The organism is Corallococcus macrosporus DSM 14697 (genome assembly GCF_002305895.1).
Taxonomy (GTDB): domain Bacteria; phylum Myxococcota; class Myxococcia; order Myxococcales; family Myxococcaceae; genus Myxococcus; species Myxococcus macrosporus.
In genome coordinates, this window is record NZ_CP022203.1 from 7346604 (window position 1) to 7369659 (window position 23056).

The 23056-nt window shown below is 72.1% G+C and carries 20 protein-coding genes; 11 read left to right on the top strand and 9 right to left on the bottom strand.

Annotated elements, in window-relative coordinates; genetic code table 11:
* The first annotated feature begins 220 nt into the window (after window positions 1–220).
* A complete protein-coding gene (locus MYMAC_RS29630; protein ID WP_095960504.1) occupies window positions 221–1306 on the top strand; it encodes a hypothetical protein in 1086 nt (361 codons plus the stop codon).
* 32 nt (window positions 1307–1338) lie between these two features.
* Here the strand turns inward: MYMAC_RS29630 and MYMAC_RS29635 are convergent, their stop codons facing one another.
* Window positions 1339–1746 carry a response regulator gene (locus tag MYMAC_RS29635; protein ID WP_013938210.1) on the bottom strand — a complete coding sequence of 136 codons (408 nt, stop codon included), beginning with the start codon at window positions 1744–1746 and terminating at the stop codon, window positions 1339–1341.
* Window positions 1747–1759: 13 nt separating this feature from the next.
* Window positions 1760–2209: a DMT family transporter gene (locus MYMAC_RS29640; protein WP_013938209.1), complete on the bottom strand. Its 450-nt coding sequence runs from the start codon at window positions 2207–2209 to the stop codon at window positions 1760–1762.
* A 105-nt stretch (window positions 2210–2314) separates the two neighbouring features.
* Between MYMAC_RS29640 and MYMAC_RS29645 the strand changes: the two genes are divergently transcribed.
* On the top strand, window positions 2315–3694 hold the full coding sequence (locus tag MYMAC_RS29645) for a DEAD/DEAH box helicase family protein (protein WP_095960505.1): 1380 nt from the start codon (window positions 2315–2317) through the stop codon (window positions 3692–3694).
* A 99-nt stretch (window positions 3695–3793) separates the two neighbouring features.
* Window positions 3794–5005: a DUF790 family protein gene (locus tag MYMAC_RS29650; RefSeq protein ID WP_095960506.1), complete on the top strand. Its 1212-nt coding sequence runs from the start codon at window positions 3794–3796 to the stop codon at window positions 5003–5005.
* A gap of 9 nt (window positions 5006–5014) precedes the next feature.
* Here the strand turns inward: MYMAC_RS29650 and MYMAC_RS29655 are convergent, their stop codons facing one another.
* Both MYMAC_RS29655 and ltrA read right to left on the bottom strand, forming a co-directional pair.
* On the bottom strand, window positions 5015–5380 hold the full coding sequence (locus MYMAC_RS29655) for a helix-turn-helix transcriptional regulator (protein WP_011556052.1): 366 nt from the start codon (window positions 5378–5380) through the stop codon (window positions 5015–5017).
* A gap of 24 nt (window positions 5381–5404) precedes the next feature.
* Entirely contained in the window at window positions 5405–6838 is a 1434-nt protein-coding gene (ltrA, locus tag MYMAC_RS29660) for a group II intron reverse transcriptase/maturase (protein WP_095957527.1), read from the bottom strand.
* Between the two features lie 671 nt (window positions 6839–7509).
* On the opposite strand from ltrA, the gene MYMAC_RS29665 reads away from it, so the two are divergent.
* Window positions 7510–7863: a response regulator gene (locus MYMAC_RS29665; protein WP_170114785.1), complete on the top strand. Its 354-nt coding sequence runs from the start codon at window positions 7510–7512 to the stop codon at window positions 7861–7863.
* Between the two features lie 92 nt (window positions 7864–7955).
* A complete protein-coding gene (locus MYMAC_RS29670; RefSeq protein WP_013938204.1) occupies window positions 7956–8786 on the top strand; it encodes a metallophosphoesterase family protein in 831 nt (276 codons plus the stop codon).
* An 87-nt stretch (window positions 8787–8873) separates the two neighbouring features.
* Here MYMAC_RS29670 and MYMAC_RS29675 read toward each other — a convergent pair whose 3' ends face one another.
* Entirely contained in the window at window positions 8874–11108 is a 2235-nt protein-coding gene (locus MYMAC_RS29675; protein WP_095960507.1) for a M4 family metallopeptidase, read from the bottom strand.
* A 317-nt stretch (window positions 11109–11425) separates the two neighbouring features.
* On the opposite strand from MYMAC_RS29675, the gene MYMAC_RS29680 reads away from it, so the two are divergent.
* Window positions 11426–12403, top strand: a complete 978-nt coding sequence (locus MYMAC_RS29680; protein ID WP_013938202.1) for an NADPH:quinone oxidoreductase family protein — start codon at window positions 11426–11428, stop codon at window positions 12401–12403.
* Between the two features lie 134 nt (window positions 12404–12537).
* Complete coding sequence (locus tag MYMAC_RS29685; protein ID WP_095960508.1) at window positions 12538–12837, top strand: hypothetical protein; 300 nt, start codon at window positions 12538–12540, stop codon at window positions 12835–12837.
* Between the two features lie 11 nt (window positions 12838–12848).
* On the opposite strand, the gene MYMAC_RS29690 is transcribed toward MYMAC_RS29685, so the two are convergent.
* Window positions 12849–13250: a hypothetical protein gene (locus MYMAC_RS29690; RefSeq protein WP_095960509.1), complete on the bottom strand. Its 402-nt coding sequence runs from the start codon at window positions 13248–13250 to the stop codon at window positions 12849–12851.
* Between the two features lie 168 nt (window positions 13251–13418).
* On the opposite strand from MYMAC_RS29690, the gene MYMAC_RS29695 reads away from it, so the two are divergent.
* From MYMAC_RS29695 to MYMAC_RS29705, 3 genes are all read left to right on the top strand, one after another.
* Window positions 13419–14531, top strand: coding sequence for an XdhC family protein (locus MYMAC_RS29695; RefSeq protein WP_095960510.1), 1113 nt, complete (start codon window positions 13419–13421; stop codon window positions 14529–14531).
* Window positions 14528–15112, top strand: coding sequence for a nucleotidyltransferase family protein (locus MYMAC_RS29700; protein WP_095960511.1), 585 nt, complete (start codon window positions 14528–14530; stop codon window positions 15110–15112). Before MYMAC_RS29695 ends, MYMAC_RS29700 begins: the two co-directional genes overlap by 4 nt.
* A 136-nt stretch (window positions 15113–15248) precedes the next feature.
* The gene (locus MYMAC_RS29705; RefSeq protein WP_239989082.1) at window positions 15249–15815 is read left to right on the top strand and encodes a hypothetical protein; all 567 of its coding nucleotides are present in this window, start codon (window positions 15249–15251) and stop codon (window positions 15813–15815) included.
* Between the two features lie 114 nt (window positions 15816–15929).
* Here MYMAC_RS29705 and MYMAC_RS29710 read toward each other — a convergent pair whose 3' ends face one another.
* The 3 genes from MYMAC_RS29710 to MYMAC_RS29720 form a co-directional block, all read right to left on the bottom strand.
* Window positions 15930–16577, bottom strand: coding sequence for an HAD family hydrolase (locus MYMAC_RS29710; RefSeq protein WP_095960513.1), 648 nt, complete (start codon window positions 16575–16577; stop codon window positions 15930–15932).
* Window positions 16578–16621: 44 nt separating this feature from the next.
* Window positions 16622–18361 carry a DUF6311 domain-containing protein gene (locus tag MYMAC_RS29715; RefSeq protein WP_095960514.1) on the bottom strand — a complete coding sequence of 580 codons (1740 nt, stop codon included), beginning with the start codon at window positions 18359–18361 and terminating at the stop codon, window positions 16622–16624.
* Window positions 18362–18450: 89 nt separating this feature from the next.
* Window positions 18451–21672 (bottom strand): ATP-binding protein, encoded by a 3222-nt coding sequence (locus MYMAC_RS29720; RefSeq protein WP_204817017.1) that lies wholly within the window; start codon window positions 21670–21672, stop codon window positions 18451–18453.
* Between the two features lie 374 nt (window positions 21673–22046).
* Here MYMAC_RS29720 and MYMAC_RS29725 point away from each other — a divergent pair, with 374 nt between their 5' ends.
* On the top strand, window positions 22047–22970 hold the full coding sequence (locus MYMAC_RS29725; protein ID WP_095960516.1) for a hypothetical protein: 924 nt from the start codon (window positions 22047–22049) through the stop codon (window positions 22968–22970).
* The last annotated feature ends 86 nt before the right edge of the window (window positions 22971–23056 follow it).

A 23056-nucleotide genomic window follows, 5' to 3' on the forward strand; every position in this document is an offset into this window, starting at 1 on the left:
CAACCCCATCCACCGGCCCGCGTCGCGCCGTGCCCAAGGCCATAGCATTCCGCATGCCGTGCCCAGGTCGCGCGGAAACACGAGCTATTTCCATAAGTTACAAGTGCCGGGGCGCAGGCGCGGCCAGCGAGGGCTGGGCGGGCCGGAAAAAACTACGCTCGCGGGCAGGCCGCGCCGCCCTAACGTGCCGGCCGACTGTCGAAGACTTGGAGAACCCGCCGTGCGTCTGCCGCTCGCCGTCACCCTGCTCGCCCTCACAGCCTGTTCGAAAGAGGACGTGAACCTGGAGATTCAGGTCCATGGCGTCGTCAACCCGCTCCACCGCGTCGTCACGCCCGCGCGCGTGTGCAATGCGCAGGGAGGCGCGAAGGGCTGGCGCATCGAGGTGACGGGAGCGGGGTTCCTGCCCTCCTACCGGTACTCCGCCACCAACGAGCTGATGGTGCTCCCGCCCGAGGTGACGCTGCGCGGCGCCACCTCCATCACCCTGCCCTCCTCACACGTCAGCAACCCCAGCCTCGAGCAGCTGTGGGTGGACGTGCCCACGCGCGACTCCGAGAACCCGATGCAGTTGCCGCCGGGCCTCTATTCGGTGGAGGTCAGCAACGACGCGGGAAACCGCGACGCGCTGCCGGATGCGCTCCAGGTCGTCCCACCACCCCACCTGACGCGGCTGGAGCCGCCGCCCTCGGGCTACTCCCACCTCCACGACACGCCCATCGTCATCGAGGGCACCGGCTTCCAGCCCGGCACCTTCCCGCATGTCGAGCTGCGTCACGCGAGCCTGAGCGCCCGGCCCCTCGGCCCCGTCACGGTGGTGTCCGCCACCCGCGTCGAGACGGTGGTGCCGCATGACGCGAACGAGGGCGCCTACGACGTCGTCCTCCGCAACCCCGAAGGCTGCGCCGCGGTGCTGCCCCAGGCCGTCACCATCACCTACAAGCGGCTGGGCGCGCTGTCCGTCTCGCCAGCCGTCGGCCTCGAGTCGGAGAACACACGCATCACGCTCAGGACCTCGCCAGAGCCGTGGGGACACGCCTTCTCGGGCACGCCGACGCTCTTCATCCTCGCGCCCCTGCGGGCCGCTCCGGCGCGGATGGAGCGGATTCCCCTCCAGGACGTGACGCTCCTCTCCGACACCGAGGTCAGCGCGGTGGTCCCCGCCTGCACCGGCCTTCAGGCGCCTCCCGAAACGGCCCCTGGCTGTCCCGACGGAATCGCCACCGGAGGGCCGTACATCATTGAAGCGGTGGACCCGGGCGGCGCGTCGGGACGGATGCTGGGCTTCAGCGTCGTGCCTCCCTGACCCGGTGGCCGCCCGCCCGCGCGGCCGCGGCGTCAGGCCCGTCCCACGGGCGGGCGCAGCACCCGGAGCAGGTCCTGCGCGAGCACGTCGTGCACGGCCTGCTTCAACGCCCCGAGCAACTGGTGAAGCGCCTCCGCGGTATCGCCGTGGGCTTCGAGCACGCGCTCGTGTTGCCCGTCGAAGACACGCAGCCGCCCGGGCACCAGGGCGATGACGGGGAGCGCGGGGTGACGTTTGCGAAGCAGCCCCAGGAAGAGCGGGTGGTCCTCGTCCGGCCGGCGCAGGTCCACCACCACCAGGGCAGGCGGCCTGGACGCCAGCGCGGAGAAGGCGTCGTCCGTGTCGCCGGTCGCGGAGACGCTCAACTCGGGAGCGTCGAGGATGCGCCGCAGCAATTCGCGCGAGGGAGCGTGGGGGCTGACGACGAGGACGCGGCGCATCGTGCCGTTGAATCTAGCCCTTCCAGACGGCGATGGCGGCGCCCAGGAAGGCCACGCCGGAGCCCAGCACGCGGGGGAACGTGGCCGGGCGGCCTTCCACCATCGCGTCCCACACGAGGCTGGTGATGAGCTGCGCCGCCATCAGCAGCAGGGCGGACTGCACCGCGCCCAGGCGGCTCATGGCCCAGGGCATGCCCAGGACGATGATGACGCCACACAGCCCGGGAATCAGGTGCCAGGGCGTCAGGCCACCGAAGCGCCCCTGGCCCGCCGCGGCCTCCGGCCAGAGGCCCGGCACCATGCGCACGGCGAGGTACACACCGAAGGTGGCCACCGTGGCCACCACCATGTTGACGAGCACGGCGCTCATCAGGCCCCACTGGCCCGCGAAGCGACGGTTGAGGCCGGCCTGGGCGACGACCGCCAGGCCGCACAGCATGGGAACGAGCGAGATGAAACGCATGCGGCGCGCTGGGTACCGTGAACGGCGCCCACCTGCAAGCCACCCCGCCCGCTCTTTCTTGAGGCTGGCGAAACCCGGGATGACCCGATAGTTCCCTCCACGCCGATGCCGTCGCCCACCGAGCTCCACTTCGACTGCGGCACCCTGGTCGCGCCCTCCCTGCCGGAAGACGCCCGCCTGCGCGCGCTCTTCCAGAAGGATGGGCGCACGGGCGTCCACCGCGCGCCCGCGTGGCATTACCGCGAGGTGGTGCTCCGGCTGCGCGCGCTGGGCCTGCCCTACGACGACAAGGCGAAGCGGTTCGAGCCGCTGGAGCTGCCGCTCGCCGTGCCCATCCAGCCCTTTCCCCACCAGCAGCAGGCGCTGGACGCGTGGACGCGCGCGGGGGGCCGTGGCCTGGTGGAGCTGCCCACGGGCGCGGGCAAGACGCTGCTGGCGGTGCTCGCCATCGCCCACGTGAAGCGGCCCGCGCTGGTGGTGGTGCCCACGCTGGACCTGATGACGCAGTGGCAGGGCGTGCTGGCGCGCCACTTCGGAATCCCCGTGGGGATGCTGGGCGGCGGGGTGAATGACCGGCAGTCGCTGACGGTGACGACGTACGACTCGGCGGCGATGCAGACGGAGTTCCACGGCAACCGCTTCGGGCTGCTCATCTGCGACGAGTGCCACCACCTGCCGGCCCCCAGCTACCGGTTCATCGCGGAGGGCTCGCTGGCGCCGTACCGGCTGGGGCTCACCGCGACGCTGGAGCGCGCCGATGGCGGCGAGCGCGTGTGCGAGGAGCTGCTGGGCCCCCGCGTACACCGCTCGGACATCCGGGAGTTGCAGGGCGAATACCTGGCGCCCTACGAGGTGAAGCGGGTGGAGGTCCCGCTGACGCCCGACGAGAAGGCGCGCTACGACACGGCGCGCGCGCTGTACCTCGGCTTCGTGCGCAGGCTGGGCGTACCGCTCTCCGCGCCAGACGGCTGGGCGCGCTTCCTGGCGCAGAGCCAGCGCAGCGACGAGGGCCGCGCGGCGTACCGCGCCTACCGCGAGCAGCGGCGGATTGCCCTCACCTCCAGCGGCAAGCAGGAGGTGCTGTGGCGCATCCTCCTGGAGCACCGCGACGACCGCGTCCTCGTGTTCACCGACGACAACGAGACGGTGTACACGCTGGCGCGCCGCTTCCTGCTGCCCGCGCTGACGCACCACACGCCGGTGCCGGAGCGCAAGGCGCTGCTGGCGGCCTTCGCGTCCGGGGAGCTGCCGGTGCTGCTGACCTCGCGCGTGCTGAACGAAGGCGTGGACGTGCCCGAGGCCCGCGTGGGCGTAGTGCTCAGCGGCAGCGCGAGCGTGCGCGAGCACGTGCAACGGTTGGGGCGAATCCTGCGCAAGCGGCCGGGGAAGCGCGCGCTGCTGTACGAGGTGTGCTCCGCGCAGACGGCGGAGAGCAGCATCAGCGAGCGGCGGCGCCAGCACGGCGCCTACCAGGAGGGCGGCTGAGGTGCGGACGCCCGGACCACCCGAGGGCCGCGGGCACCGGCCAGCGCCCCGCCCAGTCCCTGAGCGTCCACGCGGCGCGTCCACCGGAGGCCCCACGCGATGCTGACGCGCGAGCTGCTGAACTTCCGCGTCCGCCAGGGCGTGCTGCGCCCCGCCTTCGTGAAGCGGGACGAGGCGGAGCTGCTGACCTTCGCCCAGGAGCTGCTGGCGGAGGTCGACGCCTCGCGCGGCGGCCAGCGCGATGACCTCGAGGAGTCGCTGGGCCTGAAGGCCGGCGCCTTCACCAGGCCCAAGGTGGCGCGCGGCCTGGTGAAGCTGGTGCTGGACCGGCTCCTCTTCGACGAGCCCGCGCCCGGCGTGACGGAGGCCCGCTGGGAGCGCATCAAGGCCGCGGGGCAGGTGCTGCGCGCGCTGCCCCCCGACGCCACCGTGGAGGACTTCGAGGCCCGGCTGGCCCAGGCCCTGCCCGTCTCGCTGCCAGCGGCGCGCGAGGCCCTGTACGCGGACCTGCCCGGGCACCGGCGGCTGGTGGGCTGGGACGGCGACGCGCTGGACGCCCAGGGCCTGCTGGACCGCTACAACCTGGCGCTGGCGCAGGGGCCCCTGCTGTCCGCGCGGCGCCTGCGGCTGCGCGCCCAGGCGCCTGACCTGCTGCGCGTGCGCAAGGTGCTCCGGTGGCTCAAGTTCTGCCGCCTGGTGGCCGAGGTCTACCGCGACGACGACAACTGGGCGCTGGACGTGGAGGGCCCCGGGGCCATGCTGGCGCTCCAGAAGAAGTATGGCCTCCAATTGGCGACCTTCCTGTCCGTGGTGCCAGTGCTGGAGCGCTGGGAGCTGACCGCCACGGTGGAGCCCTCACGGCGGCAGGCCACGCTGATGCTCAGCCACAAGGACCCGCTGCGTTCGCCCCTGCCCGCCGCGCTGGGGCACATCCCCCCGGAGGTGACCTCGCTCGCGGAGCGCTTCGCGGATGACGCGTGGGAGCTGGACCTCACGCCCCTGCCCCGACATGTGGGCGCCTCCGGCCTGTGCGTGCCGGACCTCACCTTCCGCCACCGCGCCTCCAGGAGGGAGGTGGCGCTGGAGCTGTTCCACGCCTGGCACGCGGCCCCGCTGGCCCGGAGGCTGGCGGAGCTGCGCTCGCGCCCGGACGCGGACCTGCTGCTGGGCGTGGACCGGGCGCTGGCGAAGGCGTCCGCGGAGCGGGAGGCGCTGGAGGCCCACCCGCAGGTGGTGCTCTTCAACGGCTTCCCCTCCGCGCGCAAGCTGCGAGAGCGCCTCGCCAGGAAGGAGGCGGAGGCCGGGCGCTGAGAGCGGGCCTCAGCCGCGCGGCTTGAACTGCGCGGCGAGCACGCTGAGGATGCGGATGGACGTCCGGTCGAGCTGCTTCGCCCGGCGCATGAGCCGCCGCAGCTCGGCGGACTCGCCGTAGTCACTGGGCGGCTCCGCGGCCCACTTCACCTCCTGCACGGGTTTGAGGCCCAACGCCTCGTCCGCGGAGATGGAGAGCACCGTGCACAGCCGGCGGAACGTCTGGATGCTCGGCAGCATGTGGCCGCGCTCCAGCCGGCCGTAGACTTCGCTCGCGATACCGATGCGCTCCGCCACGTCTGCCTGGGTCAGGTTCAGGCGGGTCCTTGCAAGGCGGGCCGCTCCTCCAAGGCGGGATGCGAGAGTCTTTTCCATTGGTAGAGGGGTGGCGCGGTACCGTCAGCGGCCCGTTTCCACCCTCCTCCTTTCAAACCGTACGTGCGGTTTTCCCGCATACGGCTTAACGAGAGTGTTGTCGTGCAGCATGCACGGTTTCGGGTAGCGAATCGTCCCATGCAACCGGTGCAGGCCTCTTTCCCAGAACCACGCTCGATTCCATGCGTCCGCCTGGCCGGCCCGCAGCTTCCTGCCTCTGCGTTTCACCATGAACTGGTGCAGCCGCCGGAAGACGTAGGAGTCGAGTTGATTGAACTTTCGGGCCGCGTTCCCGGTGCGGAAGTAGTTGCCCCATCCTCGCAACACCGGGTTCAGGCCGCCGATGATTTCTCGGACATCCTTCACCCCGTGCCGCTGTCGGCTCGTCAGCTCCTTCACCCGAGCCCTCACCCGCTTCATGCTCCGCGCTGACGGCCACCGCTGGAGGTAGTAGCGGCGCACTCCCCGCTGCTGCCACAGCTTGCCCGACATGCGCTTGTGCAGGTGACAGCCCAGAAAGTCGAAGCCTTCCTTGCCCTCGGTGAGTTCCACTCGCCGCGTCTTCTCCGGGTGCAGTTGCAGCTTCAGCCTCCCGAAGATGATGCGCACCCTTCGTTCGGCCTCCTCGGCAGCTTCGCGGCCTTTGCACAGCACCACGAAGTCATCCGCGTAGCGCACCAGCTCGCCCACCTGCGCGCACTGCCGCTGCCACACGCTGTCGAAGAAGTGCAGGTAGATGTTGGAGAGCAGCGGGGAAATCACTCCCCCCTGCGGTGTCCCCGAGACCGTCTCGGAGTACCGGCCCTCCTCCACCACTCCCGCACTCAGCCACTGCCTCAGCAGCTTGAGCACCCTCCGGTCCGACACCCGCCGCTCCACCCGCTCCATCAGCAGCTCATGGTCGATGCTGCCGAAGTAGTCGCGGATGTCCGCGTCGAGCACGTGGTGACACCCGGCATTGACTGCCTCCCGGATGCGCTCCAGGGCCTGCACCGCGCTTCGACGTGGCCGGAAGCCATACGACGACGGAAGAAAATCCGCCTCGAAGACAGGCTCCAGCACCAGCTTCACCGCCATCTGCACGATACGGTCCTGCACCGTCGGAATGCCCAGCGGCCTGAGTTTCCCGTCCGCCTTGGGAATGAACCGCCTGAGCACCGCGGGCGGTTTGTAGGTTCCTGCTCGCAGTACCTCGCCCAGCTCCTGCACCAGCCGCTGTGCGCCGTACTGCTCCACCGCCGCCAGCGTGACTGAATCCACGCCGGCAGCGCCCTTGTTGCGTCGGACCCGCTGCCATGCTTCCCACAGGACGTCACTCCGGTGGACTCGGTCATACAGCGCATGGAAACGGCGCTCCCGGCACCGCTTGGCTGCCACGAAGAGCTTGCGCTGGAGTTGTCGAACTTTGTCGGTGGACTCTGGCCCACCGGGGGGATTGGAGCCTTCTTGGCGGCTCATGCCCTCGCTCTTACCTCCCGCCCAAGCACCACCCAAGCAGGGGCCCTTCCCTCCGGGCGCGTTGTCTTGCACGCCCCTCGCCGGTACTACGGCCCCCTCGGACTCCCGCTGCGCTCCCCACGCTTTCACCTTCGGCTTATACGCGGGGCCCTGCCGCGACGACGGCCGCGCAGACGGGTCTCTCCTGTTCCCCACCAGACCTTGAGCACGTGCCACGCCCCATACCCCGGGGAGCCCCGCTGCTTCCCATCCGGACTCGTCCGCAGCGGACCTGGCCTTCGCCGCGACATGCTCGGCTCGGCGCTCCCATTGTGTATCTGTCGAGGCGGCAGGCTTCACTTGATGTTGCGGCCCGCGCTCTTGCTCCCTCCCGAATGGAGGCTTTTGACGCCCCGCTGTGGCCTGCCGCCTCTCGGCGGTCGGCTGGGGCCTGCTACCGGGCACTCCGGTGTCTACCCGGACGGGACTTTCACCCGCCGGTCTGGTGGAGCATGGACGTGCTCCTCTTGCTCGTCCTTCAGGACGCACCATGGGTCGTTAACCTACCGGGTCCGCACATGTCGATATGACTTGAGAGGTTGGCATCCAAGAACTTCCTGAGTAGTCTTGTAGGTAGGTAACCTCGTGCGTTTGGCCAACCACACAGGTCTCACCCTGCTGACGCGAAGAACATGCTGACCTTCTTGTTCGTGGACGAAGACCCGCGTTCGCTCGCGGCGCTGCGGCGCCTCGTGAGGGACCTGCCCGGCGGCAAGCGCTTCGCCCGCTGCGTGGAGGAGGCGCTCGCGCTCGTGAGGGAGGAAGCGCCGTGCGTGGTGGTGACGGGCGATCTGCTCCCGGACGGAGACGGGCTGGCGTTGCTGGAGCAGGTGCGCGCGCGCCATCCACGCACCGCCTGCGCGCTGCACGCGGTGAGGCCGCCCCTGGCGCGGGACATCACCTGGATGGACCGCGCCGCGCCTCCCTCGGAGGTGCACGCCCTGCTGCGGACGCTGGGCACGGGAAGCGCCACCCACCCGGCCTGAGGCAGCGGGCGGCAGGCGGAGGACCTCCCGGGTCGGACCCACTCGGGGCAGCATCCCCGGGAGGCCCGCGTTAAGGTGCCCCCTTCCGCGCCATGAAGCTCTACGCCATCAGCGACCTGCACCTGCGCCACAACGACAACCGCCTGGCGCTCCAGGCGCTCCAGGCCCATCCGGACGACTGGCTCATCGTCGCGGGGGACGTGGGCGAGACGCTGGCGGAGATGGAGCTCATGCTGAGCACCCTCACCCAGCGCTTCCGGCAGGTCATCTGGGTGCCCGGCAACCACGAGCTGTGGACCCTGCCCTCCGAGCAGCCCACGCTGAAGGGCGAGGCGCGCTACCAACGGCTGGTGAGCCTGTGCCGCAGCTACGGCGCCCTCACGCCAGAGGACCCCTACCCCCGCTGGCCCGGCCCTGGCCCCGAGCGCGTCATCGTCCCCATGTTCCTGGGCTACGACTACACGTTCCGCCCGGACCACGTGCCCGCGGACAAGGCGCTGGAGTGGGCGTGGGAGGACGACCTCATGTGCACCGACGAGGCGCTCCTCCACCCCGAGCCCCACGCCAGCCGCGCCGCCTGGTGCGCCGCGCGCGTCGAGTCCACGCGGGCCCGGCTGGACGCGCTGCCCCCGGGCTGCGCCACCATCCTCGTCAACCACTACCCGCTGCGCTACGAGCACGTGCGGCTGCCGCGCATCCCCCGCTTCTCCATCTGGTGCGGGACGAAGCGGACCGAGGACTGGCACACCCGCTACCGCGCCGAGGTCGTCGTCAGCGGCCACCTCCACATGCCCGCCACGCTGTGGCGCGACAACGTGCGCTTCGAGGAGGTGTCGCTGGGCTACCCCGTGCAGTGGAAGTACCGGGGCGTGAGCGACTGGGAGCGCTGCCTGCGCGTCATCCTGCCCGGCCCCACGCCGTAGAAAGCACGAAGCCCCGGGCGCCGCGTGGAGCGGAGCACCCGGGGCCTCACCGGCGCGGACCTGGCGGGTCCGCGCCGTCACTTCAGACTAGCGAGGCAGCGGCTCGAGGAAGGAGCCGATGAGGACGATGCCCTCGTAGCCACCCTTCGCGCCGTAGACCTCGATGTAGTAGCGGCCGGCCGGCGCGTTGATGAGGTTGCACTTCTCCGACTGGTGGTCCTTCACGCTGCGGCAGTCGTAGTCGGCGTGCGACGGGGCCCCGCCGCGCTTGACGTAGAGGTCGGGGTTGCCCTTGCCCTCGCCCGTCTGGATGTAGATGTTGTTCTTCCCCTGGCCCGGGCGGCGCTCCGGCACGTCCAGGATGAACACCTGCGAGGAGCCCGCCGCGCCCGTGAGGTTCTCCACGGCGATGCCGCTCTCGATGGGGACGAAGCCACCCTCCCACGTCACCGTCAGCGAGACGCCGGAGTACGCGCGGTAGCCGTTCAGCATCACGTACCACTTGCCGTGCTGCGGAGCGGCGAAGGTGCAGACCTCGTTGTTGCCGCTGGTGTAGGGGCGGCAGTCGTACAGCGCGCTCGTGGGCGCGCTGTTGTAGCGGACGTACATGTCCGCGTCACCCGTGCCACCGGACATGGTGAAGCGCAGGTTGTACGCGCCCTCGGGGACCGTGATTTCGAAGTACTTCTTCTCGTTCTGGCCACCCTCCACGACGACGGGCGTGTCCTTCACGATGGGGTCGGTCGGCGGCGGCGGAACCGGGACGCTGACGCCCACGGCCTTCCACGCGTTCGACACCGACTCGATGGTGGCGGCGTCGTAGCCGAGGTCGGCCGCGGCCTGCTCGGAGACCGCCTTGGCGGCCTCGAAGTTGGACGTCGGCACGAGCATCGTGTTCGTCTTGTAGAAGATCTGCGCGGCCTTCTCGATGCCGATGCCCTGGACCACGATGGTGCTCTTGCCGCGCGGGTGCGTGCCACCCTGCGACAGGAGGTAGAAGGCCAGGTTGGAGATGCCGGAGCTGTAGTGGACGCCCGTGCCCGGCACGTAGTTGTGGTAGTGGTCCAGCGAGTCGCCGTCCGTCGCCGGGTCGTTCATGTAGCGCAGGGCGTCGTTCGGGATGGACGGGGTCCACACGTCGTCGCCAATCAGCCAGTGACGCGGGGAGACCTCGTCCGCGCCGTCGCCGTACCACTCGCACACCGCGCCGAACACGTCGGACATGGACTCGTTCAGGCCGCCGGACTCACCCGAGTAGATGAGGTCCGACTCGTTGTCCGTCACGGCGTGGGTCAGCTCGTGCGCCGTCACGTCCAGCGAGTTGGCCAGGTTGCTGGCCGTCACGCCGTCGCCATCGCCGTACACCATCTGGGTGCCGTCCCAGAAGGCGTTCACGTAGTTGACGCGGTGGTGCACCGTGCTGATGAGCGTGCCGCCATTGTTGTCAATGGAGTCACGGCCGAACAGCTCGTTGTAGCAGTTGTAGACGGTCTCCAGGTGGTCGTAGTTCGTGTTGACCACGGGGTCCGCCACCGCCGGCGCGCCTTCCGCGCGAACGAGCGCGCCCGGCAGCGTGGTGGTGTTGTTGCCGTCATGGAGGCTGCGGACGAGGCCTTCCTTGATCTGCGGGATGCGCAGCATCACGTCGCCATTGCGCGCGTCCACCAGGACCCAGTCACGCACCGGCGTGCCGTCCGCCTTGTTGCCGTGCTGGACGACCTTGTACACGAGCCGCAGCTCGTCATCGACGCGCCAGTAGACCAGCTCCGGGTTCTTGTCGGTGAGCCAGCCCTCGAGCGTCTCGCGGTCGGAGTCCACCGAGGACCGGGCGATGTCGCCCGCGATGGTCGCCTTCAGCTCGGCACGCAGGTCGCTGCGGACGTTGGTGTTCGCCGCGAACACCTTGCCGTTGCGCGCGTGCACGATGAGCTCGCCGCCCAGCACCTGCAGGTTGTTGTGCTTCACGGCATAGCGATAGTGGCTGTCGCCCTGCCGGTCCGTGTGGGCCTTCTTGAAGACCAGGTTGGCCGGCTCCAGGCGGAACATCGGCGCCAGGGAGCTCACGACCGGGGCCAGCGCGGCCTCGTTGAGCGCCTTGGGGCCCGCGGCCGGGATGGCCGGCAGGTCAATCGACAGCCCCGTGACGAACTGCGCCACCTTCTGGCCATCCGTGAGGATGACCCTGGCGCCATTTTCCAGCGTCGCCGCCTTCGCGGCATCCGTCGGCTTTTCGGCCTCGGGGGCAGGGGTGGACTCGTTGCAACCGACAACGACAGACAGCGCTGCGATACCGAGCGCGCCACGCACTCTCTTCTGCACCATGTAATCCTCCTAAGCGGAAAGATTAGGAAGCACGATGACACAGGGCTGACACGTATTTCAAGGTTGCGCGATTATTTCAGTTATTTTTGTATTCTTAAATATCAAGTGAATGCAGTTTATTCCTTGTTTTTCAGGAACTTGCGGGGTTCACCAACCGTGCGTGGAGATTGGCACACGACGTGATGGGTCGTCCGATTTCGCCTCGGTTTTTTGAGGGGGGTATGACGCCCGTCGCGGAGCCCACAGTCCCCTCGTGCGCGGGAGGGAGACTGGCATCGGGGTCGCCGGCCATTACGCTTCCTGCCCGGGAGGCGACGATGCGCGCACTGCAACTGCAGCGGCTGGACGGGCCCGACGGGCTCCAACTGGTGGACGTGCCCGAGCCCGAGGCGGGGGACTCGGTCCTCATCGACGTGGTGGCGGCCGGGGTGAGCTTTCCGGACCTGCTGCTCACCCGAGGGCAGTACCAGCTCAAGCCCGCCCTGCCCTTCATTCCGGGCGTGGAGGTGGCCGGCGTGGTGCGGCAGGCCCCCGCGGGCGCGGCGGTGAAGCCAGGCCAGCGGGTGATGGCGTTCAGCTTTGGCCTGGGCGGCTTCGCGGAGGTGGCCGCGATTCAACCGGAGATGGTGTTCCCCATCCCCGCCGGCTGGAGCTTCGAGGCGGCGGCGGGCGTGGTGATGAACTACCACACGGCCCACTTCGCGCTGCACCGGCGAGGCCGGCTCAAGGCGGAGGAGCGCGTCGTGGTCCATGGCGCCGCGGGCGGCGTGGGCACGGCGGCGGTGCAGGTGGCGCGCGGCGCCCAGGCCCGCGTCATCGCCGTGGTGAGCGACGCGCGCAAGGCGGAGGTGGCCCGGCGCGCCGGGGCGCACGAGGTGCTGCTGTCGACGGAGGACTGGGTCTCCCAGGTGCGGGAGAAGACGGGCGGCCTGGGCGCCAACGTGGTGGTGGACCCGGTGGGCGGCGACATCTTCGACAAGAGCCTCAAGTGCCTGGCGCCCGAGGGCCGCCTGCTGGTGGTGGGCTTCGCGGGCGGACGCATCCCCGAGGTCCAGGTGAACCGGCTCCTGCTGCGAAACATCGACGTGGTGGGCGTGGCGTGGGGCGGCTTCCTCCTGCACGAGCCGTCCCTGACGCCCACCATCGCCAAGGATTTGGAGGCCATGGCGGAGCGCGGGGTGCTCACCCCCGTCGTGGGCCCGGTGTTCCCGCTGGAGCAGGGCGCGCAGGCCCTGCGAGAGCTCGACGCGCGGCGGGCGACGGGCAAGGTCGTGCTGCGCATGCGCGAGGGCTGAGCGGCGAGGAAGGACGGGCCCGCGCAGGGTGCCCGCTGATTGACCGCCGGGCGTGCGGCCAGCCGCGTGCGGCCGCGCCCGGCGCTGCCTTCTCTCCGGCCGGACACCACCTTGGTGCAGGAGGTGACGGCACCATGGCGGAAGACCCCTTGGAGCGGCAGCACGAGCGCGAGCGGGAACAGGAGCGGAGGCGCCTGCGCGAGGAGGAGCAGAAGGACCTGGACGTGGAGTCCCACCGGGGACCACGCCCCCTGGAAGGCTACGCCGGGGGCCACACCACGTGGACGGGCCAGCAGGATGACGACTCCGCCCGCAGCGTTCACGCGGGCGATGCCCAGGCGTCCTGGGAGGCCAGCGAACGGCAGGCGCGGCTGGAGCCCGAAGCGCCGGAGCCTGGAGCACAGCCGCCGCGCGGCGGACCCCGCTCCAAGTGAAGCGCGCCCGCTCAGCGAAGCTCGGGGACCTCGCGCTCCAGCGTCTCCGCGGCGCGCGCGTCCTTGGGCACGCCGAAGCGTTGGCGCGAGTGCGCCAGTAGCTGGCCCGCGTAGACGGTGTCCTCCAGGGCCTCCTGGTAGCGCCCCACCCGCGCGAGCGTCCGCGCCCGCTCGTCCACCAGCCGGGCCAGGATGCGCGCCTGCTCCGCGTGGGAGAACAGGCGCACCACGGAGCGGGCGTCGAAGCAGACCAGCGTGTCGAACTCCATGCCCAGCGTGGTGGTGCAGGCCTCGCGGATGTGCTGGAGGCTGGTGTCCAGGGCCGCCTCCGCCCGCGCCCGGGCGATGTCCGGGGCCAGACGGCCGAGCTCACGCACGGCATTCAAGGTGAAGGCGTAACGCAGGACGGGCATGCGGATGGGGACTACACCCCAGCCGCGCGGATTCATCCAGCCACCAGGTGTATCCGCTGCCGCGCGCCGCGGCATCCCGCGCGCCAGGAACGTCACTGGCCGGGATGGAATGGCGCCGACTACAGTTCGCCCTCGCGCTCCGGCCACCCCCACCAAGGACGACGAGACATGAAGGACCTGGACGCCATCCTCCGCGCGCGCACGTCGGCTCGCGGCCCGCTGGTCCTGGCCACGGTGGTCGCCGTGGCGGGCTCGGCGTACCGGCGGCCGGGGGCGCGGATGTTGATGAGCGAGGACGGCTGGCTGGCGGGAGGCGTCAGCGGCGGCTGCCTGGAGGCCGACATCGTCCGCAAGGCCTTCTTCTGGACCACCACCGGCCCGCGCCTGCTGCGCTACGACTCCACCAGCGACGCCGCGGAGGATGAGGGCGCCTTCTCCTTCGCGCTGGGCTGCAACGGCGTGGTGGACGTGCTGCTGGAGCGCTGGGATTCGGGCGCGGGGGAAGCGCTCACCTTCGCCGCGGGGGCGCGCGCGGCCGGGCGCCGGGCGGTGGTGGCCACGGTGTACCGGGGCCCCGCGAGCGCCGTGGGTGCCCGGCTGATGCTCCGCGATGACGGCGCCGACACGGGCTCACTTCCCGGCGCGCTGGGAGACGCCGTGCGCGCGGCGGCGCGCGAGGCCCTGGCGGCGGGCCGCACGTGGAGCGGCCCCTGCGGCGGCGCGGACGTGCTGGTGGAGGTCGTCGAGCCGCCCCACCCCCTGGTGCTCTTCGGCAGCGGCTTCGACGTGGTGCCGGTGGTGAACCAGGCCGCGGCCCTGGGCTGGCACGTCACCGTGGTGGCGGACCGGCCCGCGCAGGCCCTGCGGCGCCGCTTTCCCCAGGCCCACGCGGTGGTGTCGGCGAAGGCGGCGGACGCGCCCGGCGCGGTGCCCCTGTCGCCGCGCACGCTGGCCGTGTTGATGACGCACAGCCTGCCGCAGGACCGCGAGTTGCTGGCGCGGCTGCTCCCCCGCCCCCTGCGCTACCTGGGCGTGCTGGGGCCGCGCTCGCGCACGGACCGGCTGCTCGCGGAGCTGGGCTCGGCGCCCACCGACGCGCACCTGGAGAAGCTGCACGCCCCCGTGGGGCTGGACCTGGGCGCGGAGGGCGCGGAGGAGATTGCCCTGTCCATCATCGCGGAGCTGCAAGCGGTCGTCGCAGGACGCGAGGGCGGCAAGCTCCGCGAGCGGCGGGCGCCCATCCACACCGCCGCGGCGCCGCCGGCGCGGAGGCTGGCGTGAGGGTGGGCGTGGTGCTGCTGGCCGCGGGGGGCTCCTCGCGGCTGGGCCACCCCAAGCAGCTCGTGCGCTACCAGGGCACGACGCTGGTGCGGCGCGCCGCCGAGGCCGCCGCGTCCCTGCGGTGCGGCCCGGTGGTGGTCGTGCTGGGCGCGGCGCGGGACGCGGTCGCCGCGGAGCTGACGGGCCTGGACGTGCGCGCAGTGGACCATCCGGACTGGGCCGCCGGGCCCGGGGGCTCGCTGCGCGCGGGGCTGGGCGCGCTTCGCGAGCTGGAGCCGCCCGCGCTGGACGCGGTGCTCGTGCTGCTGTGTGACCAGCTCCGCGTGGACGCCGCGCACCTGCGCGCGCTGCTGGCCGCGTTCGAGCGCGGCGGCGCGCCCGTGGTGGCCTCCGCCTACGAGGACACCCGGGGCGTGCCCGCGCTCTTCGCGCGCGGCGTCTTCCCGGAGCTGGAGGCGCTCGGCCCCGCCCAGGGCGCGCGCGGCGTGATTGCGCGCGAGCCCTCGCGCGTGGTGACAGTCCCGCTGCCGGGCGGCGGCGCTGACGTGGACACGGCGGAGGATGTCGCGCGGCTGACGTGAGCGCCGGGCGCATCCGTCGCGCCGCGGATACGCGCATCGGCCCGGCGACGGGCCTCCTGGTACGTCAGTGCGTGTTGCCAGGGCCGCGCACCGCGCCCCACCTTCTGCGCGCAGGACTTTCAGCAAAGGGGGGCGCATGTCCAAGTTCAGGTTCCCGGCGGTGCTGGCCGCCTCGGCGGTGATGGGTTTCCCGGTCGGCTGCTCCAAACACGGCGAGTCAGCCCAGGGCGGCATGCCGCCCACCGCGCAGCAGATGCCACAGCAGGACGACGGCGTGTCGCCCGGCGCGCGGGCGCGGATGAAGACGGACTGCCCCATGGACGTGTCCGGCGCGCAGGCGCGCGCGGAGGACATCCCGGAGGGCGTGGCGCTCATCATCGTCACCTCTGAGACCGACAAGGTGGCGGACCTCCAGCAGCGCAGCCGGCGGATGATGCAGTTCCAGCAGCAGCAGGGCACCGGAGGCAGCGGCATGGCCCAGCCGCCGGGCGTGGACTACGACGAGATGGGCGGCCAGGAGGAGCCGGGCTCCGCGGGGGCGCCGTCGGTGCCGTCCGTCGCCAGCGTGCATGACTCCCCGGAGGGCGTCGTCATCGTCTACACCGCCGTCGACCCGGCCCGGCAGGACACGCTGAGCTCCGAAATCCACCGGAACGCGAAGTACCTGGACACGGGCAAGTGCCCGGGCATGGCCGCGGACTGATGGGCCCACCTGCCGCGCGGAGGCCGCTTCGCCAGAGGCCAGCGCCCGAGGTCCTGCACCCGCCGCCGTCAGGCGGGCCGGGCGCTGGCTTCCCCCACGCAGGGGCGGCCGTGCTCACTTCAGCGGCGGCAGGTGCGCCAGCAGCCGTGTCAGGTTCGGCTGCAGCTCATCCGGCGAGGCGCTGGCGAGCACGTCCACCGGGTGCGTGCCCCAGGTGACGGCGTAGGTCCGCAGCCCCGCGGCCTGTCCGGCGCGCAGGTCCAACGCGGTGTCCCCCACCATCCACAGCCCGCCGGTGCCCAGCGCCGCCAGCGCGTGGTGGATGACGTCCGGCGCGGGCTTGTGCGGAAAGCCATCCGTGCCCTGGACGTGGTGGAGCAGCGGGCCCAGGCCCATGGCGTCCACGAACTTGCGCGCCATGTCGGGGCGCTTGGTGGTGGCCACCGCGAGCAGGTAGCCGCGCTCGCGCAGCGTGCGCAGCACCTCCGCCACCCCTGGATAGGGCCGCGAGTTGCGGTGGAAGTTGAGCGGGTAGTGCGCACGGTACGCCGCGCACAGGGCGGCGACGTGCGGCTCCGGCGCGAACTGGCGGTACATCCAGTCCAGCGGGTGGCCGATGAAGGCCCGGACCTGCTCGTAGGTGGGCACCGGCAGCCCCACGTGCGTGAAGCCGTGGAGGAAGCTGTCGATGATGTCCGGCAGCGAGTCCACCAGCGTGCCGTCGAGGTCGAAGAGGATGCCGCGAGGAGTTGAAGCGCTCACGGCCCTTCCATACCCCCTCTCGTGTCCCCTGTCCTCCCTCGGGCTCAGGGGGCGGCCCGCTCCACCGGCGGAGCAGGCGCCTGCTCCAGGACGCACAGCCACAGCCGCTCCTCCTGCACACAGCGCGTCCCGCGAATGGCGCGGAACTCGTGGAGCCGCTGCGGGATGGAGAGGTAGACAGTCCGTGGGTCCAGCCTGCCCGCCCGGATGTCGTCATCCAGGCCCAGGCAGTAGGACTGGGCGCGCGCGTCATCCAGGCGCGCGACGTAGCCGCTGTTGAAGGTGAGGCCCAGCCGGTAGGCGCGGTAGGCCCAGCGGTGGAAGTCCATGGGCCCGGCCCGGCAGCCCCGCCCGGAGCCGTCATGCATCTGCGGCGGGTAGAGCACCAGGTGCTCGCGCCCCACCGCGAGCTCGCGGAGCGCGTCGGATGGCTGCGTGTTCCAGGCCGGACCTTCCTTCGCCTGATGGCCCCGCCCCAGATTCACGTCAAAGGCTTGCAGCGCCAACGCCAGCGCCAGCAGCGACGGCGCCACCGTGGGCTTGGGCAGGCGGATGAGCGCGAGCGCGGCGCCCAGCGCCAGCAGGTAGTAGAGCGGCCACACGAAGCGGCCGGAGGAGCGGAAGGGCTCCACCCACCGCATCACGGGCGCGTAGAGGCGCGTCAGGTCCGCGATGAGCTCGCCTCGCAAGGTGACGCGCGAGGAGAGCGCGAAGAAGAACAGGCCCAGCGCCACCAGCGCCACGGGCACCCACCGGCGCCAGTGCCGCGCGACGAGCGGCGCGTCGCGGACGACCAGCACGAGCGCGGCCCAGAGCGCGAAGAGCACGCCCAGCCCCAGGTAGCCAAAGCCCTCGTACTGGGCGCCCTGCCTCGGCAGCGGGCTCAGGAAGCGCGACCAGGAGAAGTCCCGCTGGTAGCCCAGGGGATTGACGAACGCCAACAGGTCCGCGGAGAACCCGCCGAAGGAGCCCGCGCCCAGGGTGCGGACCGTGCCCAGGTAGCCCAGCACGTAGAACAGCACGAGCACGCTGCCCACGTGCACCACGGCCCCCAGCACGGGCCAGCGCCAAGGCAGCTTCCGCTCCAGCGCGGTCCGCGCGCACAGCGACAGCGCGAGCGCCAGCACCATGGCGGCAATCACCGGGTGCACCCCCGCGGCGAACACGCACAGCGCCAGCGCGATGCCCAGCGCCTGCTTCGCGTCGCGCGCGTCCCGCTGCGGAGCCAGGTGCAGCCCCACCAGCAGGATGAGCGTCCAATGCGCGCACAGCGCCTCGTGCGCCATGCTCATGCGCGCCAGCAGCGTGGGCGACAGCACCAGCAGCGCGCCCACCAGCCACTGCTGCGCCACCGTGGCGCCCGTCCGCCGCGCCACCCAGGCGGCCGAGGCGCCCTGGAGCATCAGGCACGCGCACATCCACGGGCCGATGTACTGGAAGTCGGCGGGCAGCAGGCCGGAGAACGGCCGCAGCAGCAGCGCCACCCAGGGGATGGCGTCCATGTAGCCGAGCGTCGTCCCGAGCGGATGCAGGTACCCGTCGATGGCGCCCAGCGGGAAGCGCCAGGGCTCGTTGCGGAAGAACAGCCAGCCCAGCAGGTGCTGGCTGAAGTCGTCTCGGATGAGCCAGCCCAGGCGGGTGGGGTCCAGCGCCGCTGGCCCGTAGATGGCCAGGAAGGCCAGCAGCCCCACCCCGGCGGCGCCCAGCGGCCCCGCGTTCGCCGCGACGGAGGCGGCGGCCGAGCCCAGCATGCGCCGCGTCCGCTCGGGCAGGGCGGGCGTCATGGATGGCCCTCACGCGAGGCGACGGAGACGAAGGTGACGTGCGCGTCGGGCATGGGAGCGCCGCTTGAAGCACAGCCGTTTCCGGGGCGTCAAGCAGCCCCGGCGCAGGCAGGCGGGCTCCCGCCCTCCACCGCCACGGCCTCCACCTCCACGGGCGCCGCGGTGAGCCGCCACAGCGCTTCCTCCAGGAAGCCCAGCGCGCCGCGCAGGTCCGACGACGCGGCCTCTGGCGGCGCGCCCCGGGCCCGCGCGATGCGCTGCCGCACCGACGCGAAGGCCCGCTGCGCCCGCGCGACGTCGTCCCCCGCGGCCCTCGCCTCCGCCAGGTCCACCGACGCGCGCAGCAGCGCCGCCAGCTCGCGCAGCACCGGGTTCTCCCGCAGCTCCGGCGCGCCCTCCAGCACGACGAAGCTCGCCTCCGCCGCCGCGGCATCCCCCACGCACGCCTCCACCACGGCGCGGTACACCGCGAAGCGCAGCACCTGCCCGCGTGACACCCGCCCCAGGCCGGACACCGCCTCCGACAGCCGCGCCCAGGCCTCGCTCCACGCGCCCAGCGCCAGCTCCGCGCGCCCCAGCTCGCCCAGCGCCGTGCCCTCCAGGAGCCGCTGTCCCAACTGCCGGCCAATCCGCGCCGCGGCCAGGAGGTGCTCTCGCGCGTCCCGCGGGCGGCCCTCCTCCAGCAGGCAGCAGCCCAGGTTGAGGCGCGCCAGCGCATGCCCCGCCCGGTCCCCCACGCTGGCCGAGCGCGCCATCGCGTCCTCCAGCAGGCCCATCGCCTCCCGCGTGCGCCCCAGCTCCCCGATGGCCACCGCGCAGTTGGACAGGAAGCCCACCTCGAACGTCACGTCGCCCACGCCGTGGAACAGCGCCTGCGCCGCGCGCAGGTGGGGGATGGCCGCCTCCGGGCCGCAGCGCGCCTGCTCCACGAGCCCCAGGTTCCCCACGGTATAGGCGTCCAGCCAGCGGTCCCCCTCCGACGACAACCGCCGCGCCTCGCGCACCAGCGCCCAGGCCTGGGCCAGCTCGCCTTCATGTCGGGCGACAATCGACAGGTCCACCAGCACGCGCTTCTCGCCCGCCACCGCCCCCAACGTCCGCAGGGACTCGCGCGCGCGCTCCAAGTCCCTCCGGGCCGACGCCAGGTCTCCCGCCTCCAGGAACACGCGGCCCCGCACCGCCACGGCTTCCGCCACCAGCCGGTGCGCCACGCCCACCCGGTCCGTCATCGCCAGGGCCGCGTCCAGCCGCTCCAGCAGCAGGCGCACCGGGCCCCGCGTCACCACCTCCGGCTCCAGCGCCACCAGCGCCTCCAGCGCGCGCGCCACCGAGCGCGACGTCGCGGGCCTCACGGCCAGGGCGTTGTCACACGCCGCCAGGAGGTTCTCCCGCTCCAGGGCCAGCCGCTGCAGCGCCTCCGCGCCGCCGTGGCTGCGCACCTGCGCGCGCAGGCCGTGGGCCAGCGTCAGGTACCAGTCCGCGTGGCGCTCCGCCAGCGCGGCCGCGTCGCCCACGCCTCCGTGCGGGCCCGCCTCGGCCAGCCGGGCCGCGGCGTACTGGCGGATGCTCTCGTATTGCCCCAGCCGCACGTCACCGCCGGGCAGCTCCGCCTCCAGCAGGCGCAAGAGCGACCTGGCGCGCAGCGACTGGAGCACGTCCAGCACGGAGGGCCCCTCCGGCGGCAGCCCCAGCACCGCCTCCGCCGCCTCCAGCGTGAAGCCGCCGCGGAACACCGAGCAGCGCGCCAGCGCGGCCCGCTCCTCCGGCTCCAGCAGGTTCCAGGACCAGTCGATGGCGGCTCGCAGCGTCGCCTGCCGCGTGTGGCCATCACGCCGCCCCGCGCGGAGCAGCTCGAAGCGGCGCGGCAGCCGCTCCCGGAGCTGGCTCACGCTCAACAGCGACATGCGCGCCGCGGCCAGCTCGATGGCCAGCGCGATACCATCCAGTTGCCGCACGATGTCCGCGACCAGGGGCGCCTCGCCCTCCGTCAGCTCGAAGTGGCCCCGGGCCTCGCGCGCCCGCTGCGTGAACAGGCGCACCGCGTCCGAGCGGACCAGCGCCTCCAGCCGGGACTCGCCCTCCTCCGGAACGGACAGCGGCGCCAGGTCCAGCACCCGCTCGGCCAGCAGGCCCAGCGCCTCGCGCGACGTCGCCAGGAAGCGCGCGCGGGGCGCGAGCTGGAGCCACCGCCCCAGCGTGGCGGGCACGTGCTGCACGGCCTGCTCCAGGTTGTCGAGGATGAGCAGCACGTCCCCGCAGTCGTTCAGCGCCCGGCCCAGCCGCTCCACCGGCTCGGTCGGGTCACCGTCCGCGCGCAGGGGGATGCCCAGCGCCTGGCCCACCGACAGGCACAGCGCCTCCGCCGTCTGCGCCTCGGCCAGCTCGCACAGCCACACACCGCCCTCCCACGCCCCGGACTCCCGCTCCAGCGCGCCGAAGGACGTGGCCAGCCGCGTCTTGCCCATGCCGCCCGGGCCCAGCAGGGTGACGAGCCGCGCGCCGTCCGACAACCAGCGGCGGAGCAGGCCCAGCTCCAGGACACGGCCCACCAGTCCCTCCTGGAGCACGGGCACGTTGCCCTGCCGGTCACGCGGCGCGCGAGGCACCCCGAAGCGGCGCTCCGACAGGTGCGCGGGCAGCACCTCCACCAGCGCCACCGCGTCGTCGATGCCCTTCAGGCGGAACGCGCCCAGCGGACGCACCGCGGGCCGGCCCAGCGGCTCCAGCGCCTGGGCGGCCTGGGCCCAGGCGCCCCCGCTCACCAGCACCTGTCCGCCATGGCCCGCGGCCGCCACGCGCGCCGCCACGTTCACCATGCGGCCCAGGTAGTCCGTCCGGCCGGAGCGCGCGTCCACGCGGCATTCAGGCTCGCCCACGTGCACGCCCATGCGGACCCGCAGGCCCCGGAACAGGAGCCCCCCGGGCCCCATCTCCTCGGCCGCCTCGGGCTGGGAGAGGATGTCCACGGGCCAGGGCGCGCGCAGCAGCACGTCCTGCGCCTCCAGGCACCACCCCAGCGCCTCCTGCACCGAGGGGAACGCAATCATGAAGGAGTCCCCCTGCGTCTTCACCTCATAGCCGGCGCTGCCCGCCAGCAGGGAACGCAGGACGCGGTCATGCACCTCCAGCGCGGCGCGCATGCCCGCGCCACAACGCTCCCACAGCCGCGTGGAGCCCTGGACGTCCGTGAACACCAGCGCCACCGAGCCCTCGGGAGGCGCCGCGGAGGCCGGCGCCTGCTCATGCCCGGGCAGAGCCCTCAGCACGCCCGCGCCGGAGCCTGCCCACCTTCTCGAGGACCCATCACCCATCGCACGCTCCTGCGATGCCAGCTCCCGCGGAAGAGATGACACCACGCGGGACGGATACCGCCCATGCGCGACGGGCGGATGCTCCGGGCCTCAACACCGGCAGCATCCGGCACGAAACGGATGCGCGGGGACGCGTCCACAACGCCACGGCGACCCCGTCCCCCAAGGCACCGCCGGTGTGTCCCCGGTGCCCACCTCCAGCACCGTCGGACTGTCAGCGATTGCAAACACTGCCCGCCAGTACCGGTTGCCCGCACGCATTCCCGGTACAAATTTTCGCGCCAGCCACCATTCATCAGGCCCGCACTCCTCGGGTGGCCGCACCCGGACGCTCGCACCGCGAGCCGTCCGGTGACTGGACCCCCGGGGAGCCGATGAAAAAGACTCTGTTCTCGAAGACGTTTCCGCTGCTCGTTGTGACGGCGCTGGGCCTTGCGGGCTGCGAGCCGCCGCCACCAGACGCCGCCGCTCCCACAGGCGCGCTGACGCAGCCGCAGGAGTCGGTCAACGGGCTGTCCTTCAATGGCTTGTCATTCAATGGACTGTCGTTCAACGGCCTGTCGTTCAACGGGCTGTCCTTCAATGGCTTGTCATCGGAGTCCTTCAACACCTGGTTCCAGGCCAATCCCTCCCTGGCGGACATGGCGATGCGCTACGTGGTCCGCTGCGCCGTGCCGGCGGGGCAGACGCGGACCTACGCGGCCCCCGCCCTGGAGCAGTCGTACACCTGGGAGGGCGGCCTGGGGCTGGCGCCGGGCTGGGCCGCTGGCAGCCCGGCGACGGTGGCCGAGCAGCAGGTGGTCTCCGCGTGCCTGGCGGCCCACGCCAACCGGCTGGGGGAGGCGTTGCTCATCTCCGTCCTGGGCCTGGACGGCACGGGCGCCGTCATCCCCTCCACGGCGCAGGAGCTCGCCTCGCACTCCCGGCAGGAGTCGTGCTTCTTCGGCAACCTCTTCACCGCCGAGGGCATCCACGTGGGCGCGGACCGCGCGCCGCTGGGCCCCCAGGAGAGCACCTCACGCGCCTGCGCGGGCCTGCTCCACGACGGCACGGAGACGCTCGTGCCCTGCGCGCCCATGGTGTACGTGGGCGCCTGCACGTCGCACTGCACGCTGGACGCGAGCGGCCTCTACTACGAGGCGTGCACCTACGGCGGCGTCACCTACCGCCCCATCACCACGCGGCTGTCCCCCGCCGACGTGAACCAATGTGGGGACACCGTCTGCCAGGCCACGGAGCAGTGTGGCACCTCCAACCGGTACGACAACTGCGCACAGGATTGCGGCGCCTGTCCGTGAGCCGCGCCAGCGTCCGCTGCCAGACGCTTTGCTCGCACGGGGCAGAAGGAATGCATTCGAAGGCGCCTGGGCGTGGCTACCTCCCA

Bases quoted from the DNA above. Each gene is read 5' to 3' on its own strand.
- MYMAC_RS29635 (WP_013938210.1), bottom strand. From the start codon at position 1,746: ATGCGCCGCGTCCTCGTCGTCAGCCCCCACGCTCCCTCGCGCGAATTG.
- MYMAC_RS29695 (WP_095960510.1), top strand. From the start codon at position 13,419: ATGAAGGACCTGGACGCCATCCTCCGCGCGCGCACGTCGGCTCGCGGC.
- MYMAC_RS29725 (WP_095960516.1), top strand. From the start codon at position 22,047: ATGAAAAAGACTCTGTTCTCGAAGACGTTTCCGCTGCTCGTTGTGACG.
- MYMAC_RS29720 (WP_204817017.1), bottom strand. From the start codon at position 21,672: ATGGGTGATGGGTCCTCGAGAAGGTGGGCAGGCTCCGGCGCGGGCGTG.
- MYMAC_RS29640 (WP_013938209.1), bottom strand. From the start codon at position 2,209: ATGCGTTTCATCTCGCTCGTTCCCATGCTGTGCGGCCTGGCGGTCGTC.
- MYMAC_RS29680 (WP_013938202.1), top strand. From the start codon at position 11,426: ATGCGCGCACTGCAACTGCAGCGGCTGGACGGGCCCGACGGGCTCCAA.
- MYMAC_RS29655 (WP_011556052.1), bottom strand. From the start codon at position 5,380: ATGGAAAAGACTCTCGCATCCCGCCTTGGAGGAGCGGCCCGCCTTGCA.
- MYMAC_RS29675 (WP_095960507.1), bottom strand. From the start codon at position 11,108: ATGGTGCAGAAGAGAGTGCGTGGCGCGCTCGGTATCGCAGCGCTGTCT.
- MYMAC_RS29650 (WP_095960506.1), top strand. From the start codon at position 3,794: ATGCTGACGCGCGAGCTGCTGAACTTCCGCGTCCGCCAGGGCGTGCTG.
- MYMAC_RS29670 (WP_013938204.1), top strand. From the start codon at position 7,956: ATGAAGCTCTACGCCATCAGCGACCTGCACCTGCGCCACAACGACAAC.
- MYMAC_RS29665 (WP_170114785.1), top strand. From the start codon at position 7,510: ATGCTGACCTTCTTGTTCGTGGACGAAGACCCGCGTTCGCTCGCGGCG.
- ltrA (WP_095957527.1), bottom strand. From the start codon at position 6,838: ATGAGCCGCCAAGAAGGCTCCAATCCCCCCGGTGGGCCAGAGTCCACC.
- MYMAC_RS29705 (WP_239989082.1), top strand. From the start codon at position 15,249: ATGTCCAAGTTCAGGTTCCCGGCGGTGCTGGCCGCCTCGGCGGTGATG.
- MYMAC_RS29715 (WP_095960514.1), bottom strand. From the start codon at position 18,361: ATGACGCCCGCCCTGCCCGAGCGGACGCGGCGCATGCTGGGCTCGGCC.
- MYMAC_RS29645 (WP_095960505.1), top strand. From the start codon at position 2,315: ATGCCGTCGCCCACCGAGCTCCACTTCGACTGCGGCACCCTGGTCGCG.
- MYMAC_RS29685 (WP_095960508.1), top strand. From the start codon at position 12,538: ATGGCGGAAGACCCCTTGGAGCGGCAGCACGAGCGCGAGCGGGAACAG.
- MYMAC_RS29690 (WP_095960509.1), bottom strand. From the start codon at position 13,250: ATGCCCGTCCTGCGTTACGCCTTCACCTTGAATGCCGTGCGTGAGCTC.